An 18,507-nucleotide genomic window follows, 5' to 3' on the forward strand; every position below is an offset into this window, starting at 1 on the left:
TGTTTTACGAAACATCTTCGGGTTGTGAGGTTAAGCGACTAAGCGTACACGGTGGATGCCCTGGCAGTCAGAGGCGATGAAGGACGTGCTAATCTGCGATAAGCGTCGGTAAGGTGATATGAACCGTTATAACCGGCGATTTCCGAATGGGGAAACCCAGTGTGATTCGTCACACTATCATTACGTGAATACATAGCGTAATGAAGCGAACCGGGGGAACTGAAACATCTAAGTACCCCGAGGAAAAGAAATCAACCGAGATTCCCCCAGTAGCGGCGAGCGAACGGGGAGCAGCCCAGAGTCTGAATCAGCATGTGTGGTAGTGGAACGGTCTGGAAAGTCCGGCGATACAGGGTGATAGCCCCGTACACAAAAGTGCATGTGTTGTGAACTCGAAGAGTAGGGCGGGACACGTGGTATCCTGTCTGAATATGGGGGGACCATCCTCCAAGGCTAAATACTCCTGACTGACCGATAGTGAACCAGTACCGTGAGGGAAAGGCGAAAAGAACCCCGGCGAGGGGAGTGAAAAAGAACCTGAAACCGTGTACGTACAAGCAGTGGGAGCCTCTTTATGGGGTGACTGCGTACCTTTTGTATAATGGGTCAGCGACTTATATTCTGTAGCAAGGTTAACCGAATAGGGGAGCCGAAGGGAAACCGAGTCTTAACTGGGCGTTAAGTTGCAGGGTATAGACCCGAAACCCGGTGATCTAGCCATGGGCAGGTTGAAGGTTGGGTAACACTAACTGGAGGACCGAACCGACTAATGTTGAAAAATTAGCGGATGACTTGTGGCTGGGGGTGAAAGGCCAATCAAACCGGGAGATAGCTGGTTCTCCCCGAAAGCTATTTAGGTAGCGCCTCGTGAACTCATCTTCGGGGGTAGAGCACTGTTTCGGCTAGGGGGTCATCCCGACTTACCAACCCGATGCAAACTGCGAATACCGAAGAATGTTATCACGGGAGACACACGGCGGGTGCTAACGTCCGTCGTGAAGAGGGAAACAACCCAGACCGCCAGCTAAGGTCCCAAAGTCATGGTTAAGTGGGAAACGATGTGGGAAGGCACAGACAGCCAGGATGTTGGCTTAGAAGCAGCCATCATTTAAAGAAAGCGTAATAGCTCACTGGTCGAGTCGGCCTGCGCGGAAGATGTAACGGGGCTAAACCATGCACCGAAGCTGCGGCAGCGACACTATGTGTTGTTGGGTAGGGGAGCGTTCTGTAAGCCGTTGAAGGTGTGCTGTGAGGCATGCTGGAGGTATCAGAAGTGCGAATGCTGACATAAGTAACGATAATGCGGGTGAAAAACCCGCACGCCGGAAGACCAAGGGTTCCTGTCCAACGTTAATCGGGGCAGGGTGAGTCGACCCCTAAGGCGAGGCCGAAAGGCGTAGTCGATGGGAAACAGGTTAATATTCCTGTACTTGGTGTTACTGCGAGGGGGGGACGGAGAAGGCTATGTTAGCCGGGCGACGGTTGTCCCGGTTTAAGCATGTAGGCGGAGATTCCAGGTAAATCCGGAGTCTTGTTAACGCTGAGGTGTGATGACGAGGCACTACGGTGCTGAAGTAACAAATGCCCTGCTTCCAGGAAAAGCCTCTAAGCATCAGGTAACACAAAATCGTACCCCAAACCGACACAGGTGGTCAGGTAGAGAATACCAAGGCGCTTGAGAGAACTCGGGTGAAGGAACTAGGCAAAATGGTGCCGTAACTTCGGGAGAAGGCACGCTGATATGTAGGTGAAGTGATTTACTCATGGAGCTGAAATCAGTCGAAGATACCAGCTGGCTGCAACTGTTTATTAAAAACACAGCACTGTGCAAACACGAAAGTGGACGTATACGGTGTGACGCCTGCCCGGTGCCGGAAGGTTAATTGATGGGGTTATCCGTAAGGAGAAGCTCTTGATCGAAGCCCCGGTAAACGGCGGCCGTAACTATAACGGTCCTAAGGTAGCGAAATTCCTTGTCGGGTAAGTTCCGACCTGCACGAATGGCGTAATGATGGCCAGGCTGTCTCCACCCGAGACTCAGTGAAATTGAACTCGCTGTGAAGATGCAGTGTACCCGCGGCAAGACGGAAAGACCCCGTGAACCTTTACTATAGCTTGACACTGAACACTGGTCCTTGATGTGTAGGATAGGTGGGAGGCTTTGAAGTGTGGACGCCAGTCTGCATGGAGCCAACCTTGAAATACCACCCTTTAATGGCTGGTGTTCTAACGTAGACCCGTAATCCGGGTTGCGGACAGTGTCTGGTGGGTAGTTTGACTGGGGCGGTCTCCTCCTAAAGAGTAACGGAGGAGCACGAAGGTTAGCTAATCCTGGTCGGACATCAGGAGGTTAGTGCAAAGGCATAAGCTAGCTTGACTGCGAGAGTGACGGCTCGAGCAGGTGCGAAAGCAGGTCTTAGTGATCCGGTGGTTCTGAATGGAAGGGCCATCGCTCAACGGATAAAAGGTACTCCGGGGATAACAGGCTGATACCGCCCAAGAGTTCATATCGACGGCGGTGTTTGGCACCTCGATGTCGGCTCATCACATCCTGGGGCTGAAGTAGGTCCCAAGGGTATGGCTGTTCGCCATTTAAAGTGGTACGCGAGCTGGGTTTAGAACGTCGTGAGACAGTTCGGTCCCTATCTGCCGTGGGCGCTGGAGAATTGAGGGGGGCTGCTCCTAGTACGAGAGGACCGGAGTGGACGCATCACTGGTGTTCGGGTTGTCATGCCAATGGCATTGCCCGGTAGCTAAATGCGGAAGAGATAAGTGCTGAAAGCATCTAAGCACGAAACTTGCCCCGAGATGAGTTCTCCCTGACCCTTTAAGGGTCCTGAAGGAACGTTGAAGACGACGACGTTGATAGGTCGGGTGTGTAAGCGTAGCGATACGTTGAGCTAACCGATACTAATGAACCGTGAGGCTTAACCTTACAACGCCGAAGATGTTTTGGCGAAGAGACATCGAAATTCAGCTTGATTACAGATTACATCGACAGACCTGAGAGGTGTGTTGATAAACAGAATTTGCCTGGCGGCTGTAGCGCGGTGGTCCCACCTGACCCCATGCCGAACTCAGAAGTGAAACGCCGTAGCGCCGATGGTAGTGTGGGGTCTCCCCATGCGAGAGTAGGGAACTGCCAGGCATCAAATAAGTGAAGAAGCCCATCCTGCCGGATGGGCTTTTTTGCGTCTGCAGGGCAGTCAGAACTGCCGGATGTGGCCTCCCGCCTTATCCAGCCCATTATGTTGTAACCGGTGTGCAGGCCTGAGAGCGCAGCGCACCTGGCTCTCCCGGCAGGACATTGCCTGTTACGCGAACGACGAATAGCATTCTCCTTTTTTCTTTACTGCACTAATCTACAGCAAGGAGCCGTGAAACTTTCTCAACTTGAGGATGCAGGCTCGACATTCGCATGATTCCTGGGTATCTTCAGCTATCTGGATGTCTAAACGTTTAAACGTATGTAGTGAGGTTATCAGGTTATGCCAATTCGCGTGCAGGACGAGCTACCCGCCGTCAATTTCTTGCGTGAGGAAAACGTCTTTGTGATGACGTCATCTCGCGCTTCTGGTCAGGAAATTCGTCCACTGAAGGTGCTCATCCTCAACCTGATGCCCAAGAAGATTGAAACGGAAAACCAGTTCCTGCGTTTACTGTCTAACTCCCCGCTGCAGGTAGATGTTCAGCTATTGCGCATTGATGCCCGCGAGTCACGCAACACCCCTACGGAGCATCTGAATAACTTTTACTGTAATTTCGAGGATATCTGCGATCAGAACTTTGATGGGCTAATCGTGACCGGCGCGCCGTTGGGTCTGGTTGAATTTAATGACGTGGCTTACTGGCCGCAGATTAAACAAGTGCTTGAATGGGCGAAAGATCATGTTACATCGACGCTCTTTGTCTGTTGGGCGGTGCAAGCCGCATTGAATATCCTGTACGGAATTCCCAAGCAAACCCGTACGGATAAACTCTCAGGCGTCTATGAGCACCATATTCTTCATCCTCATGCGCTGCTGACGCGTGGATTTGATGATGCGTTCCTGGCCCCGCATTCGCGCTATGCCGATTTTCCTGCTGCCCTTATCAGGGACTATACCGATCTCGAGATTTTTGCCGAAACAGAAGAGGGAGATGCCTACCTGTTTGCCAGCAAAGATAAACGTATCGCCTTCGTAACGGGCCATCCTGAATATGACGCCCATACACTCGGCAGTGAATATTTTCGTGACGTCGAAGCGGGCTTAACGCCGGAAGTGCCCTATAACTACTTCCCAAAAGATGACCCGCAAAATAAACCGCGGGCAACCTGGCGTAGCCACGGCAATCTGTTGTTTACCAACTGGCTCAACTATTACGTTTACCAGATCACGCCATATGATCTGCGTCACATGAATCCAACGCTGGATTAATCTTCTGTAACAGACGATCCTTAAGCGTTTCAGCATGTTGAATCAGGCACCTTCGGGTGCCTTTTTTATTTCCGAAACGCACCTCACTGTGTAATTAAATTTTATTTATATTGTTATCAATAGGTTAATTAATAATTAAATTAAAAATGGAAATTGTTTTTGATTTTGAAATTTAAATGAGTAGTCTTAGTTGTGCTGAACGAAAACCGCACAACGATCCTTCGTTCGCATTGGGGATGTGTTTGGATCAATGACGAGGAACTACGCAATGAATCAACAGGCAACGACAACCGATGAACTGATCTTCACCAGGCCGCGTGGCGAACAGGAACAGCAGATTCTGACCGCTGAAGCGGTGGAGTTTCTGACCGAGCTGGTGACAAGATTTACGCCAAAGCGGAATAAACTTCTGGCTGCACGTATCCAGCAGCAGCAGGATATTGATGACGGTAAGTTGCCTGACTTTATTTCGGAAACAGCTTCCATTCGCGAAGGTAACTGGAAAATTCGCGGTATTCCTGATGATTTACTGGATCGCCGTGTAGAGATTACCGGACCGGTTGAGCGCAAGATGGTTATCAACGCGCTGAACGCGAACGTCAAAGTCTTTATGGCTGATTTTGAAGATTCGCTGGCTCCTGAGTGGAGCAAAGTTATCGACGGGCAGATCAACTTGCGCGATGCAGTCAATGGCACCATTAGCTACACCAACGAAGCCGGTAAAATTTATCAACTCAAACCCAATCCGGCCCTGTTAGTGTGCCGCGTTCGCGGTCTGCACCTGCCGGAAAAACACGTCACCTGGCGTGGCGAATCGATCCCGGGCAGCCTGTTCGACTTTGCCCTCTATTTCTTCCACAACTACAAAACGTTGCTGGCAAAAGGCAGTGGCCCTTATTTCTATCTACCGAAAACGCAGGCCTGGCAAGAAGCTGCATGGTGGAGTGAAGTGTTCAGCTATGCAGAGGATCGCTTTAATCTGCCGCGCGGCACAATTAAAGCGACCCTGCTGATTGAAACGCTGCCAGCCGTTTTCCAGATGGACGAAATTCTGCACGCGCTGCGTGACCACATTGTGGGCCTGAACTGCGGTCGCTGGGACTACATTTTCAGCTATATCAAAACCCTAAAGAACCACCCGGATCGCGTGTTGCCGGACCGTCAGGTGGTGACGATGGATAAGCCATTCCTCAGTGCGTATTCGCGTCTGCTGATTAAAACCTGTCATAAACGCGGCGCGTTCGCGATGGGCGGCATGGCCGCGTTCATTCCCAGCAAAGATGCGGAACGTAACAACCAGGTTCTGACCAAGGTAAAAGCGGACAAAGCGCTGGAAGCCAATAACGGTCATGACGGCACATGGATTGCCCATCCAGGACTGGCAGATACCGCAATGGCGGTGTTCAACGACGTACTCGGTGAAAACAAAAATCAGCTGTTCGTGACCCGTGAAGAAGATGCGCCGATTACCGCAGAACAATTGCTGGCACCCTGTGAAGGTGAGCGTACTGAAGAAGGCATGCGTGCCAACATTCGTGTCGCGGTGCAGTACATCGAAGCGTGGATCTCCGGTAATGGCTGCGTACCGATTTATGGGCTGATGGAAGATGCGGCCACCGCCGAAATCTCTCGTACTTCCATCTGGCAGTGGATCCACCACCAGAAAACGCTCAGCAACGGCAAACCGGTTACCAAACCGTTGTTCCGCCAGATGCTGGCCGAAGAGATGTTGGTGATTCAGGACGAACTGGGAGAACACCGCTACAGCAGCGGGCGTTTTGATGATGCCGCGCGCCTGATGGAGCAAATCACCACTTCCGACGAGTTAATTGACTTCCTGACGTTACCGGGCTACCGCCTGTTGGCCTAATTTACCCACAATTTATCCTAATGGAGCATCTGCACATGAAAACCCGTACTCAACAAATCGAAGAATTACAGAAAGAATGGACTCAACCGCGCTGGGAAGGCATCACCCGCCCCTATAGCGCGGAGGAAGTGGTGAAATTACGTGGCTCGGTCAACCCGGAATGCACGCTGGCGCAGCTTGGCGCGGCGAAAATGTGGCGTCTGCTACACGGCGAATCGAAGAAAGGTTATATCAACAGCCTCGGTGCGCTGACTGGTGGTCAGGCGCTGCAGCAAGCGAAAGCTGGTATTGAAGCGGTCTACCTTTCAGGCTGGCAGGTGGCGGCAGATGCCAACCTGGCGTCCAGCATGTATCCGGATCAATCGTTGTATCCAGCGAACTCCGTTCCGGCGGTGGTGGACAGGATCAACAACACATTCCGTCGTGCCGATCAGATCCAATGGTCAACTGGTATTGAGCCGAACGATCCGCGCTATGTGGATTACTTCCTGCCGATCGTTGCCGATGCGGAAGCGGGTTTTGGCGGGGTACTGAACGCGTTTGAACTGATGAAATCGATGATTGAGGCTGGTGCAGCGGCCGTTCACTTCGAAGATCAGCTCGCATCGGTGAAAAAATGTGGTCACATGGGCGGCAAAGTCCTGGTGCCGACTCAGGAAGCTATCCAAAAACTGGTGGCAGCGCGTCTGGCTGCAGACGTTATGGGCGTTCCGACGCTGGTGATTGCGCGTACCGATGCTGACGCAGCCGATCTGATTACGTCTGATTGCGACCCATACGATAGCGAGTTCATCACTGGCGAACGTACCAGCGAAGGGTTCTACCGTACGCATGCGGGCATTGAGCAGGCGATCAGCCGTGGCCTGGCCTACGCACCGTATGCGGATCTGGTGTGGTGTGAAACCTCCACACCGGACCTCGAACTGGCGAAGCGCTTTGCCGATGCTATTCATGCGAAATTCCCAGGCAAACTGCTGGCCTACAACTGTTCGCCATCGTTTAACTGGCAGAAAAACCTGGATGACAAAACCATTGCCAGCTTCCAGCAACAGCTGTCCGATATGGGTTACAAATACCAGTTCATTACGCTGGCGGGTATTCACAGCATGTGGTTCAACATGTTCGACCTCGCGCATTCCTATGCGCAGGGTGAAGGCATGCGCCACTACGTTGAGAAGGTTCAGCAGCCGGAATTTGCGGCGGCTAAAGATGGTTACACCTTCGTGTCCCATCAGCAGGAAGTAGGTACAGGCTACTTCGACAAAGTAACCACCATCATTCAGGGCGGCACTTCTTCAGTGACCGCGCTGACCGGCTCGACTGAAGAATCGCAGTTTTGATCAATGCCCGGTGGCGCTGCGCTTACCGGGCCTACGAAGGGATGTAGGCCGGATAAGCGAACGCGCCATCCGGCATGACATTGTGCCGGATGGGAGAAATTGATGACGCGTGGCCTGGAATTACTGATTGCTCAGACGATTTTGCAAGGTTTCGACGCCCAGTACGGGCGTTTTCTGGAAGTGACCTCCGGCGCGCAGCAGCGTTTTGAACATGCCGACTGGCACGCGGTTCAGCAGGCGATGAAAAGCCGTATCCACCTTTACGATCATCATGTGGGTCTGGTGGTGGAGCAACTGCGCTGCATTACTGATGGCAAAAGTACCGACGCGGATTTTTTACTTCGCGTGAAAGAGCATTACACCCGGCTATTGCCAGATTACCCACGCTTCGAGATTGCGGAGAGTTTCTTTAACTCCGTCTATTGCCGGTTATTTGACCACCGCTCGCTGACTCCCGAGCGACTGTTTATTTTCAGCTCTCAGCCAGAGCGCCGTTTTCGCACGATCCCACGCCCGTTGGCGAAAGACTTTTTTCCCGATACCGGCTGGGAGTGGCTGCTTACGCGCGTCCTCAGCGATCTGCCCTTGCGTCTGCCGTGGCAGAACAGACATCGGGATATCCACTACATCATCGAACACCTGACCGAAACGCTGGGAGCGGATGTGTTGCAGCGCAGTCATTTGCAGGTGGCGAACGAACTGTTTTATCGCAACAAGGCCGCCTGGCTGGTCGGTAAGTTGAATACCCCTTCCGGGACGCTGCCGTTTTTACTGCCAATTCACCGTACTGACGAAGGCGAACTGTTTGTCGATACCTGCCTGACCACGACGGCGGAAGCCAGTATCGTGTTTGGCTTCGCCCGCTCGTATTTTATGGTTTACGCCCCGCTGCCCGCCGCGTTAGTGGAGTGGCTGCGCGAGATCCTGCCCGGTAAAACCACCGCTGAATTGTATATGGCGATCGGCTGTCAGAAACACGCGAAGACCGAAAGTTACCGCGAATATCTGCTCTATCTTGCCCATTGCGATGAGCAATTTATCGAAGCGCCGGGGATCCGCGGCATGGTGATGCTGGTATTTACCCTGCCAGGCTTCGACCGCGTCTTTAAAGTCATCAAAGACAAATTTGCGCCGCAAAAAGAGATGTCGGCCGCCCACGTCCGCGCCTGTTATCAACTGGTCAAGGAGCACGATCGTGTCGGGCGGATGGCTGATACTCAGGAGTTCGAGAACTTTGTGCTGGATAAACGGCAAATCGATCCGTCGCTGATGGCGCTGTTGCTACAGGAAGCCCCGGAAAAAATTACCGATCTCGGCGAGCAGATTGTCATTCGCCATTTGTATATCGAACGACGGATGGTGCCGCTCAATATCTGGCTGGAGCAGGTCGAAGGCCAGCAACTGCGCGATGCAATTGAAGAGTACGGCAATGCCATTCGTCAGCTGGCCGCCGCCAATATTTTCCCCGGCGATATGCTGTTTAAGAACTTCGGCGTGACTCGCCACGGGCGCGTGGTGTTCTACGACTACGATGAAATTTGCTACATGACGGAGGTGAATTTCCGTCATATCCCGCCGCCGCGTTACCCGGAAGATGAGATGAGCGCTGAACCGTGGTATAGCGTATCGCCGGGGGATGTCTTCCCGGAAGAGTTTCGTCACTGGCTATGCGCTGACCCGCGTATCGGGCCGCTATTTGAAGAGATGCATGCTGACCTGTTCAGCGCCGACTACTGGCGAGGTCTGCAAACGCGGATCCGTGAAGGACACGTGGAAGATGTTTACGCCTACCGGCGCAAACAGCGGTTTTGCATCAGATTTGCGGCTTGACGCCCGGTAACCCTTTCTTAACGGAATCCGCCGTATGCCAGCGTGACTTCTTTCGCCGCTTTGATCGCCATGGCACCAAATTCGGTCACTCGATCGTCGGTAATGCGCGAAATGGGTCCGGAGATGGAAATAGCGGCAAACGGCTCGCGGTGTTCATCATAAATGCACGACGCCACGCAGCGTAGACCCAGCGCATGCTCCTCATCATCAAAGGAGTAGCCGCGCTTGCGCGTCTGGGCTAAATCCTCTTTCAGATGCACCGGCGACACCAACGTGGCGTGGGTGTATGAGTGCAGCCCTTTACGGTGCAGCAGGCCAGTCACCTGTTCTTCACTCAGTTGGGATAAAAACGCCTTACCCGCACCGGAGGCGTGCATCGGCAGTTTGCCGCCGATAGGCGCGGACATGCGCATCAGCTGGGTACACTGCACCTGGTCGATAATAATGGCCTGATGGTCGCTTTGATCCAGCACGGCCAGGTTTACCGTCTCACCGGAGTCTTCCATCAGCTTGCGCAGGATCGGGTGGACAATCGCCAGCAAATTACGGCTTTGTAAAAAGCTGCTGCCGACGATAAACGCATGCGCACCCACGGCCCAGTGGCCTAATTCACCCACCTGACGGACAAATCCTTGCTGCTGCATGGTGGTCAACAAACGGTGAGTCGTGGAGTTTGGCAAGCCGGCCTGCTGTGCCAGCTCGGTTAGCGCCACGCTGCCGTTGGATTCCGCAATCCACTCCAGTAGCTTCAGGCCGCGGGTCAGAGACTGAACCTGCCCGGTTGCAGGCGTAGTAGCAGCGGCGGGTTTTCTACCGCGTTTCGCGGGGATTGTGGCAACCATGGCGGACTCCTTTTCTGTATCGTGGAAATCATTTTCGTTTTATTCAATTATAATGCAAGAATTCCTGTACTGATCGGATGAGTGAAGCTGAACATGTCTCATGTTGGCCGTTGTTCTCTTTTCCACCTCTCAGGTTTGTGCCAGTATGGTCTGTTGAGTTTTTTTCGGTCTGGTTGAGCGTTGTCGGGAGCGAGTGTGAGCAGCAAAGTTGAACAATTACGTCAGCAGTTAAATGAACGTATTCTGGTGCTGGACGGCGGTATGGGCACCATGATCCAGGGATATCGTCTGAGCGAAGAGGATTTCCGCGGCGAACGCTTTGCCGACTGGCCGTGCGATCTGAAAGGCAACAACGACCTGTTGGTGCTCAGCAAACCTGAGGTGATCGCCGCCATCCATAACGCCTATTTTGAGGCGGGCGCGGATATCATCGAAACCAACACCTTTAACTCCACGACTATCGCCATGGCGGATTACCAGATGGAATCCCTGTCGGCGGAAATCAACTTTGCGGCAGCCAAACTGGCGCGCGCGGCGGCAGACGAATGGACGACACGCACACCGGAAAAACCGCGCTATGTCGCGGGCGTGCTCGGCCCAACCAACCGTACGGCGTCTATCTCGCCTGACGTCAACGACCCGGCTTACCGCAATATTACCTTTGATCAGCTGGTGGCCGCCTACCGTGAATCCACCAAAGCGCTGGTGGAAGGTGGCAGCGACCTGATCCTGATTGAAACCGTCTTCGATACCCTGAACGCCAAAGCCGCTATTTTCGCGGTTAAAACCGAATTTGAAGCGCTGGGCGTTGAGTTGCCGATTATGCTCTCCGGCACCATCACCGATGCTTCCGGGCGTACGCTCTCCGGTCAGACAACCGAAGCGTTCTATAACTCACTGCGCCACGCCGATGCGCTGACCTTCGGTCTGAACTGCGCCTTAGGTCCGGACGAATTGCGCCAGTACGTGCAGGAGCTGTCGCGCATTGCCGAATGCTACGTTACCGCGCACCCGAACGCCGGGTTGCCGAACGCCTTTGGCGAATACGATCTCGATGCCGACACCATGGCGGCGCAAATACGCGAGTGGGCGCAAGCGGGCTTCCTCAACGTGGTCGGCGGCTGCTGCGGCACCACGCCGGAACACATCGCCGCGATGAGCCGCGCAGTGGAAGGCTTGCCGCCGCGCCGCTTGCCGGAAATCCCGGTAGCCTGCCGTCTGTCTGGCCTTGAACCGTTGAATATTGGCGACGATAGCCTGTTTGTGAACGTCGGCGAGCGTACCAACGTCACCGGTTCGGCGAAATTTAAGCGACTGATCAAAGAAGAGAAATACAACGAAGCGCTGGATGTCGCCCGTCAGCAGGTGGAAAGCGGCGCACAGATTATCGATATCAACATGGATGAGGGGATGCTCGACGCCGAAGCGGCGATGGTGCGTTTTCTCAACCTTATCGCCGGTGAGCCGGATATCGCCCGCGTGCCGATTATGATCGACTCCTCGAAATGGGACGTCATCGAAAAAGGGCTGAAGTGCATTCAGGGTAAAGGCATCGTTAACTCCATCTCGATGAAAGAGGGGGTTGAGACCTTTATCCACCACGCGAAGTTGCTGCGACGCTACGGTGCCGCAGTGGTGGTGATGGCCTTTGACGAGCAGGGGCAGGCCGACACCCGCGCGCGTAAAATTGAGATTTGCCGGCGGGCGTACAAAATTCTTACCGAAGAGGTAGGCTTCCCGCCGGAAGATATCATCTTCGACCCGAACATCTTTGCGGTCGCGACCGGGATTGATGAGCACAATAACTACGCCCAGGACTTTATCGGCGCCTGTGAGGACATCAAACGCGAACTACCGCACGCGCTGATCTCCGGCGGCGTCTCCAACGTGTCGTTCTCCTTCCGTGGTAACGACCCGGTTCGTGAAGCCATTCACGCGGTATTCCTTTACTACGCCATTCGCAACGGCATGGACATGGGGATCGTCAACGCCGGACAACTGGCGATTTACGACGACCTGCCCGCCGAGCTGCGCGATGCGGTTGAAGATGTGATCCTCAACCGTCGTGACGATGGCACCGAGCGTCTGCTGGAGCTGGCTGAGAAATACCGCGGTAGCAAAACTGATGACACTGCCAATGCCCAGATGGCGGAATGGCGCAGTTGGGACGTGAAAAAGCGCCTCGAATATTCGCTGGTGAAAGGCATTACCGAATTTATTGAGCAGGATACTGAAGAAGCTCGCCAGCAGGCCGCGCGTCCGATCGAGGTGATTGAAGGGCCGCTGATGGACGGGATGAACGTGGTTGGCGATCTGTTTGGCGAGGGCAAAATGTTCCTGCCGCAGGTGGTGAAATCCGCCCGCGTGATGAAGCAGGCGGTGGCCTACCTCGAACCGTATATTGAGGCCAGCAAAGAGAAAGGCTCCAGCAACGGCAAGATGGTCATTGCTACCGTGAAAGGCGATGTGCACGATATCGGCAAAAACATCGTTGGTGTGGTGCTGCAATGTAACAACTACGAAATCGTCGATCTTGGCGTGATGGTGCCAGCGGAGAAAATCCTCAGAACGGCACGTGAAGTGAATGCCGATCTGATTGGTCTTTCCGGGCTGATTACCCCGTCGCTGGACGAAATGGTCAACGTGGCGAAAGAGATGGAGCGTCAGGGGTTCACTATTCCGTTGCTGATTGGCGGCGCGACCACCTCAAAAGCGCACACGGCGGTGAAAATAGAGCAGAACTACAGTGGTCCGACGGTTTATGTGCAGAACGCCTCGCGTACCGTTGGCGTAGTCGCCGCACTCCTCTCGGACACTCAGCGCGATGACTTTGTCGCCCGTACGCGTAAAGAGTACGAAACCGTGCGTATCCAGCATGCGCGTAAGAAACCGCGTACTCCGCCAGTAACGTTACAGGCTGCCCGCGACAACGATCTGGCCTTCGACTGGGAAAACTACACGCCGCCAGTGGCGCACCGCCTCGGCGTACAGAGTGTTGAAGCCAGCATCGAAACGCTGCGCAACTACATCGACTGGACGCCGTTCTTTATGACCTGGTCGCTGGCCGGGAAATACCCGCGCATCCTCGAAGATGAGGTGGTGGGAGAAGAGGCGAAACGTCTGTTCAAAGACGCCAATGACATGCTGGATAAACTCAGCGCTGAGAAGACCCTGAATCCGCGCGGCGTGGTGGGCTTGTTCCCGGCTAACCGCGTGGGGGACGACATCGAGATTTACCGTGACGAGACGCGTACGCACGTCATCAACGTCAGTCATCACCTGCGCCAGCAGACGGAAAAAGTCGGTTTCGCCAACTACTGCCTGTCTGACTTTGTTGCGCCGAAACTGAGCGGCAAAGCGGATTACATCGGTGCTTTCGCAGTTACCGGCGGTCTGGAGGAAGATGCACTGGCGGACGCCTTCGAAGCCCAGCATGACGACTACAACAAGATCATGGTGAAAGCGATCGCCGACCGCCTGGCGGAAGCGTTCGCGGAATATCTGCACGAGCGCGTGCGTAAAGTCTACTGGGGCTATGCGGCGAATGAGAACCTCAGCAACGAGGAGCTGATCCGCGAAAACTACCAGGGAATTCGCCCGGCACCGGGCTATCCGGCTTGCCCGGAACACACCGAAAAGGCCACCATCTGGGAACTGCTGGATGTAGAAGCGCACACCGGGATGAAGCTCACCGAATCCTTCGCGATGTGGCCAGGTGCGTCGGTTTCCGGCTGGTATTTCAGTCATCCAGACAGCAAGTACTACGCCGTGGCGCAAATCCAGCGCGATCAGGTTGAAGATTACGCCTTCCGTAAAGGCATGAGCGTGGCGGAAGTCGAACGTTGGTTAGCGCCTAATCTGGGCTATGACGCTGACTGATTCACAAAACTGTCATCTTTATTTACAACAAACAGGGCACTCAATGAGTGCCTTGTCTCTTTATTACGTTTAAACCCTTATACTGAAAGAACGTTCATCGGTACTGCTTGCCGGATGGCGGCGTAAACACCTTATCCGGCTACTGGCATATTTTTGTAGGCCTGATAAGCGTGGCGTCATCAGGTGTTATGTCATCACTATGAACCTCAGGAACATATAACGATAAGGAGAACCTGATTCCGTGCTAACTCTGTTACACCTGCTTTCTGCTGTCTCTATGCTGGTTTGGGGTACTCATATTGTGCGCACCGGCGTGATGCGCGTCTTCGGCGCCCGTTTGCGTACCGTACTCAGCCGTAGTGTTGAAAAGAAGCCGCTCGCCTTTTGTGCGGGTATCGGCGTGACGGCGCTGGTGCAAAGCAGCAACGCCACCACCATGCTGGTGACCTCGTTTGTCGCGCAGGACCTCGTCGCGCTCACCCCTGCGCTGGTGATTGTACTCGGCGCCGACGTCGGGACCGCGCTGATGGCACGTATCCTGACCTTCGATCTCTCCTGGCTATCGCCACTGCTGATTTTTATCGGCGTGATCTTCTTTCTCGGACGTAAGCAGTCCCGTGTGGGGCAACTGGGGCGGGTTGGTATTGGACTGGGGTTGATTTTACTGGCGCTGGAACTGATTGTGCAGGCGGTAACACCGATCACCCAGGCTAACGGCGTACAGGTTATTTTCGCCTCGCTCACCGGCGATATCATGCTGGATGCGCTGATTGGTGCGATGTTCGCGATTATCAGTTACTCCAGCCTTGCGGCGGTGCTGCTGACGGCAACGCTGACCGCGGCAGGCATTATCTCGTTCCCGGTGGCGTTGTGTCTGGTGATTGGCGCCAACCTCGGCTCTGGCCTACTGGCGATGCTTAATAACAGCGCCGCTAACGCCGCCGCCCGCCGTGTGGCGCTCGGTAGCCTGCTGTTTAAGCTGGTGGGAAGCCTGATTATCCTGCCGTTTGTTCATCCGTTGGCAAATCTGATGGATGAACTGCCGCTGCCGAAATCTGAACTGGTTATTTACTTCCATGTCTTCTACAACCTGGTGCGCTGCGTGGCGATGGTGCCGTTCGCAGAACCGATGGCGCGTTTTTGTAAGCGCATCATCCGCGATGAGCCGGAGCTGGATGCGCATTTGAAGCCCAAGCATCTGGACGTCAGTGCGCTGGATACGCCGACGCTGGCCCTGGCCAATGCCGCTCGTGAAGCTCTGCGCATCGGCGACGCGATGGAGCAGATGATGGACGGGCTGAAGAAGGTGATGCATGGCGAGCCGCGTGAAGAGAAAGAGCTGCGCAGGATGGCGGACGACATTAACGTGCTATACACGGCAATCAAGCTTTATCTGGCGCGGATGCCAAAGGATGAACTGGCGGAAGAGGAATCACGCCGTTGGGCGGAGATTATCGAAATGTCGCTTAACCTCGAGCAGGCTTCCGATATTGTCGAACGTATGGGCAGTGAGATAGCGGATAAGTCGCTGGCTGCCCGTCGCGCATTCTCCGTGGAAGGATTGAAAGAGCTGGATGCGCTCTTCGATCAACTGCTCAGCAATCTGCAACTGGCGATGTCGGTGTTCTTCTCTGGTGACGTGACCAGCGCCCGTCGTCTGCGCCGTAGCAAGCACCGTTTCCGTATTCTCAACCGTCGGTATTCGCATGCGCACGTTGACCGTCTGCATCAGCAGAACGTGCAGAGCATCGAGACCAGCTCCTTGCACCTGGCGCTGCTGGGCGATATGCAGCGTCTGAACTCGCTGTTTTGTTCCGTGGCCTATAGCGTGCTGGAACAGCCGGATGAGGACGATGAGCGCGACGATTATTGAGTGAGGTGGACCGGTTGGCCGGATAAGGCATTTATGCCGTTATCCGGCAACGTCGGTTAGAAGCAGTGACCTGCTTCGAGGGCAACCGCGTCTTCACCTGCTTTAAAGACGTAAGTAGTGTTCGGACCGCCAAGAACCGCCTGGCCGTTACTCACCTTAATCCAGTTTCCTTCCGGCAAACCAATCACCGTCAGCTCTGGTGCCACAACCAGCAGCTCGCGAATACGCTGTTCACGTGTTTCGCCTTTGTGGCCTTCCGGAAGCGCATTGGTGAAATGTGGGTTAATCTGCAGCGGGAACAGACCCAGGGCATCAAAACCTTTTGGATCGACAATCGGCATGTCGTTGGTGGTGCGGATGGTCTGGCAGGCGAGGTTAGAACCTGCGCTCCAGCCGATGTACAGCGCACCGCGTTTGACGACATCCACAATCGGCGCCAGCAGTCCGCGCTCGCGGCTCTCTTTCAGTAACTGGAAGGTGTTACCCCCGCCGACAATCACCAGTTCTGCGTTTTCAATGGCAGCGATCGGATCGGCAACGGTATGAATGCCAGTAACGTTGACGCCCATTGGCGCAAAGATGGCTGCCGTTTTCGCCGTGTATTCATCCCAGGTTTGCGTCACGCCAGCGAACGGAATAAACACCGCCGTACGGCGACCATTCAGAAGCTCAGCAATCAGCGGTAGCGCATGTTCCATCCAGCCTTTGCCCGGCAGCGTCGAGTTACTCAATAAAAGCAGTTCCATCATTTCTCCATGTAATCAGAAAATTACAAACCGCGCTAATGCTACCACTATCAGCGTAACGCCTTACTGATATGTCTCACGATGTTGGAAGGGGGGAAAGCCGAACGGGTTAACCACAACCTCCTGTTGGAAAAGCCCGTTCAGACTTAACAACGATCAATCTATTGAAACAGCGTCCTTTTGCGTAGTGGCAAACGCCAGGCCTTCGTCCTCCCAGCCCTTAATACCACCAATCATTATTTTCACCGGTCGACCTAGCTGCGCCAACTTCAGCGCCGCGCGATCGGCCCCGTTACAGTGTGGGCCAGCGCAATAGACGACAAACAGTGTGTCCTGTGGCCATTTTTTCAAGGATTCCGTATTTATCTGTCGATGGGGAAGATGAATCGCGCCAGGGATATGACAACGGGAAAAACTCTCTGCACTCCCCACCACATGTAAAAGCACAAAATCTTTGTCGTCAGCAGCCATCGCGGAATGAACGTCAGAACAATCCGTCTCCATATTCAGACGTTGCTGGAAATGGGCGATAGCTTGTGCAGATGAAGCGGCTGGAATATCAGTTACGGTACTCATATTGTTGTTTTCTCTTGTGGTGAAATCAGCTGTTGTGTTACCTCTTATCTCATCAAAAAATTAACCTCGAAACACCCTCTGACCATGACAGATTCCGCCAGGATCATGACAACATCTTCTCGCCCGTTGGTCGTTGCACTCGCTTATGACGGGCTATGTACTTTCGAGTTTGGCGTCGCAGTGGAAGTTTTTGGGCTTCCGCGACCTGAACTGGGAGAGCGCTGGTATCGTTTTGCCGTGGCTTCGGTTGATCAAGGTGAATTAAGGGCAACTGGCGGGGTTCGTATCGTGGTGGACGGTGGATATGAATTGCTGCAGGAAGCAGACACTATTGTCATTCCTGGCTGGCGTGACGTGAGCTCACCGGTCCCGGAAGCATTATGCGATGCGCTTCGTGAAGCACATCAACGCGGTTGTCGAGTCATCTCTATCTGTTCTGGTGTATTTGTTCTGGCTGCGGCAGGTTTGCTGGATGACCGTAAGGCGACGACGCACTGGCGTTACGTCAGTGAACTCCAGCGACGCTTTCCCGCCATCAACGTTGTGGAAGATGTCCTGTATGTCGGTGACCACGACGTGCTCACTTCGGCAGGTAGTGCGGCAGGGATTGATTTATGTTTGCATGTGGTGCGCACTGATTTTGGACTTGAGATTGCCAATAACGTGGCCCGTCGCCTGGTGCTGCAGCCCCACAGGGATGGCAGCCAGACTCAGCAGCAACTGCGTCCTGTTGCCCGCAGTCGGGAAAGCCAGCGTTTTGGTCTTTTGCTTGACTGGTTACATAACAATATCGCGCAGAAGCATACCCTTGACGCTCTGGCCAGCCAGGTCGGTATGAGTCCCCGAACGTTGATGCGGCGATTTCAGGAGTCAACGGGGCTTACTCCCGCACGTTGGCTGATGAATGAACGGCTAAACCGTGCGCAGCAGGCGCTCAATACATCCCATATCAGTATTGAGCAGATCGCGCAGCAAACCGGGTTCGGCAGCGCAAACTCTTTGCGTTACCACTTTCAAAAACGATTTGGTATCAGCCCGCAGGCATTACGTAATCAGATGCGATAGCACATTTTCACGCTCTGCTTTTTTATCCCCCGCAAGGTAGGGTATATTTCGCTGTCAAAGGAGAAATT

Annotated in this window: 10 protein-coding genes and 2 rRNA genes; 9 read left to right on the forward strand and 3 right to left on the reverse strand. The window is 54.0% G+C overall.

Annotated elements, in window-relative coordinates; genetic code table 11:
* Nucleotides 1-28: 28 nt before the first annotated feature.
* The 6 genes from WC7_RS00615 to aceK all read left to right on the forward strand — a co-directional run bounded on the left by WC7_RS00615 (nt 29) and on the right by aceK (nt 9,458).
* A 23S ribosomal RNA gene (locus WC7_RS00615) occupies nt 29-2,935 on the forward strand.
* Between the two features lie 97 nt (nt 2,936-3,032).
* A 5S ribosomal RNA gene (rrf, locus tag WC7_RS00610) occupies nt 3,033-3,148 on the forward strand.
* Between the two features lie 340 nt (nt 3,149-3,488).
* The gene (metA, locus tag WC7_RS00605) at nt 3,489-4,418 is read left to right on the forward strand and encodes a homoserine O-acetyltransferase MetA (protein WP_016155321.1); all 930 of its coding nucleotides are present in this window, start codon (nt 3,489-3,491) and stop codon (nt 4,416-4,418) included.
* A 268-nt stretch (nt 4,419-4,686) separates the two neighbouring features.
* Complete coding sequence (gene aceB / locus WC7_RS00600) at nt 4,687-6,288, forward strand: malate synthase A (protein ID WP_016155322.1); 1,602 nt, start codon at nt 4,687-4,689, stop codon at nt 6,286-6,288.
* 35 nt (nt 6,289-6,323) lie between these two features.
* Nucleotides 6,324-7,628, forward strand: a complete 1,305-nt coding sequence (gene aceA, locus WC7_RS00595; RefSeq protein WP_016155323.1) for an isocitrate lyase — start codon at nt 6,324-6,326, stop codon at nt 7,626-7,628.
* 102 nt (nt 7,629-7,730) lie between these two features.
* Nucleotides 7,731-9,458 carry a bifunctional isocitrate dehydrogenase kinase/phosphatase gene (aceK, locus tag WC7_RS00590; protein ID WP_016155324.1) on the forward strand — a complete coding sequence of 576 codons (1,728 nt, stop codon included), beginning with the start codon at nt 7,731-7,733 and terminating at the stop codon, nt 9,456-9,458.
* Nucleotides 9,459-9,475: 17 nt separating this feature from the next.
* Here the strand turns inward: aceK and iclR are convergent, their stop codons facing one another.
* Nucleotides 9,476-10,300 carry a glyoxylate bypass operon transcriptional repressor IclR gene (gene iclR / locus WC7_RS00585; protein WP_016155325.1) on the reverse strand — a complete coding sequence of 275 codons (825 nt, stop codon included), beginning with the start codon at nt 10,298-10,300 and terminating at the stop codon, nt 9,476-9,478.
* 195 nt (nt 10,301-10,495) lie between these two features.
* Here iclR and metH point away from each other — a divergent pair, with 195 nt between their 5' ends.
* Together metH and WC7_RS00575 are read left to right on the forward strand one after the other, a co-directional pair.
* Nucleotides 10,496-14,179: a methionine synthase gene (metH, locus tag WC7_RS00580; protein WP_016155326.1), complete on the forward strand. Its 3,684-nt coding sequence runs from the start codon at nt 10,496-10,498 to the stop codon at nt 14,177-14,179.
* A 241-nt stretch (nt 14,180-14,420) separates the two neighbouring features.
* On the forward strand, nt 14,421-16,052 hold the full coding sequence (locus WC7_RS00575; protein WP_016155327.1) for a Na/Pi cotransporter family protein: 1,632 nt from the start codon (nt 14,421-14,423) through the stop codon (nt 16,050-16,052).
* Between the two features lie 56 nt (nt 16,053-16,108).
* On the opposite strand, the gene pepE is transcribed toward WC7_RS00575, so the two are convergent.
* Nucleotides 16,109-16,798: a dipeptidase PepE gene (gene pepE / locus WC7_RS00570; RefSeq protein ID WP_016155328.1), complete on the reverse strand. Its 690-nt coding sequence runs from the start codon at nt 16,796-16,798 to the stop codon at nt 16,109-16,111.
* A gap of 156 nt (nt 16,799-16,954) precedes the next feature.
* On the reverse strand, nt 16,955-17,374 hold the full coding sequence (locus tag WC7_RS00565) for a rhodanese-like domain-containing protein (RefSeq protein WP_016155329.1): 420 nt from the start codon (nt 17,372-17,374) through the stop codon (nt 16,955-16,957).
* 84 nt (nt 17,375-17,458) lie between these two features.
* Between WC7_RS00565 and ftrA the strand changes: the two genes are divergently transcribed.
* Nucleotides 17,459-18,439, forward strand: coding sequence for a transcriptional regulator FtrA (gene ftrA / locus WC7_RS00560; RefSeq protein ID WP_016155330.1), 981 nt, complete (start codon nt 17,459-17,461; stop codon nt 18,437-18,439).
* Nucleotides 18,440-18,507 lie beyond the last annotated feature (68 nt).

The organism is Citrobacter sp. KTE151, assembly GCF_000398845.1.
In the GTDB taxonomy this organism is placed as follows: domain Bacteria; phylum Pseudomonadota; class Gammaproteobacteria; order Enterobacterales; family Enterobacteriaceae; genus Citrobacter; species Citrobacter braakii.